The following is a 1,278-nucleotide window of genomic DNA, read 5'->3' as shown; positions in this document are numbered from 1 at the left end:
GTGTTGACCGAGATCGATCCTTCCGACCGGTACCACACGACGAGCGAGATCATCAGAAGCGCGAACAGAAGCGAGGATCCCCCCGGATAGCCGATGCCGAGCGAACGATCCGCCAAGTCCGCCATGGTCGTGCCGGCCATGGTCGTGGCGATGACCACGAACCAGTATAGGAAGGGATGGAACTTCCGGACCGATATCTGGCCAGCGACCGAGATCAGGAAGATCCCTAGGAAGATCGCGCTGCTCACCGCGTATCCGAGATTCATGGACATTGATACGGCGTCGCCGCCGGTTTCGCCGAGCGTCGTCGCGAGCACCTTGATGATCCAGAAGATCACCGTTACTTCCGGAACCTTGCTCTCTACAATACCGTCTTTCATCTGGATTCCTTCTCTTGAGGTGGTGCGGCCGGCACACCGTATTGTGACGGCCGGTGACGAAGACCGACGGGCCGCGATCGCGCGGGTCGGCGTGGCGTCAGGCCTTCATGGAATCCATGACGGACAGGAGATCCGCGAGCGCCTTTTTGCACTTGGCGGTGTCAGGATTGCTATCGCGGACGGCTTCGAGTGCTCGGTCGATGGCCTTGTCGACCGTGTGCCAGTCCGCCGCCGCGCGCGGCTTCAGACCGGCTTCCGCCTCGTCCCACTTGGTCTCAAGATCCTTGATGCGTGTCTTGGCGCCAGAAAGGTCGGCCTTGTCGACGAGAGCTGCGACTTCGGCAGCGATGCTGCGGAACGGCGTCAGATCTCCGAGCTTGGATTGTGCGGCTTCCGCGCGGGGCAGAAGAACGCCGCCCGTGTAGGGAGCCGATTGGCCAATCGCGACGGCAAGGATTGCCGCAGCACATTTGATCGCAGTCTTTTTCATCTTGTCGGTCCTAGTGGTTGATTTGGTCGAACCTTCGCAAAATAGGGGGTCAGTTGCTTGGGAAGGTTTGGGTTTTGCTGACGCGCTCTCCTTCAAAAGAGAGCCACGCGACCAGGGCGATGATGACGGTCAGAAAGGCGAGGCTGGTGTAGATCGTGCCGAGGCCGAGACCGCCATACTCTCGGGATTGCGAAAGGAGGTCGCCAAGCGAGGCGCCGAGGGGACGGGTCAAAATGTAGGCGACCCAGAAGGTGAGCACTGCGTCGACACCAAGTGCGGAGGCGCCGGCGTCGGCCGCGATTAGCGCGGCGAAAGCCAGGACCCCGACGTTGAAGCCAAGTCCAAGCGCTTCGGTCGCGAGATCGCCGGCCGCGGTGCCGAGTGCAAAGGTGAAGAGGATCGCCGCCC

At 61.4% G+C, this 1,278-nt stretch carries 3 protein-coding genes; all 3 read right to left on the bottom strand.

The features are described from left to right. Positions 1 to 380: COG4705 family protein (locus ABIB66_RS43490; RefSeq protein WP_502918373.1), on the bottom strand; the 380-nt coding region annotated here is incomplete at its 3' end. A 97-nt stretch (positions 381 to 477) separates the two neighbouring features. Beyond that, positions 478 to 870 (bottom strand): hypothetical protein, encoded by a 393-nt coding sequence (locus ABIB66_RS43485; RefSeq protein WP_354212122.1) that lies wholly within the window; start codon positions 868 to 870, stop codon positions 478 to 480. A gap of 49 nt (positions 871 to 919) precedes the next feature. Further along, on the bottom strand, positions 920 to 1,278 hold a 359-nt coding region (locus ABIB66_RS43480), incomplete at its 5' end, for a COG4705 family protein (RefSeq protein ID WP_502918372.1).

It is taken from the genome of Bradyrhizobium sp. F1.13.3 (assembly GCF_040548265.1).
In the GTDB taxonomy this organism is placed as follows: domain Bacteria; phylum Pseudomonadota; class Alphaproteobacteria; order Rhizobiales; family Xanthobacteraceae; genus Bradyrhizobium.
The sequence above is the reverse complement of the archived record's forward strand: the minus strand, read 5'-3'. Positions and strand labels throughout refer to the sequence as shown.

What these genes read in the sequence shown, in the direction of transcription:
- ABIB66_RS43485 (WP_354212122.1), bottom strand. Translation starts at nt 870, where the DNA reads ATGAAAAAGACTGCGATCAAATGTGCTGCGGCAATCCTTGCCGTCGCG.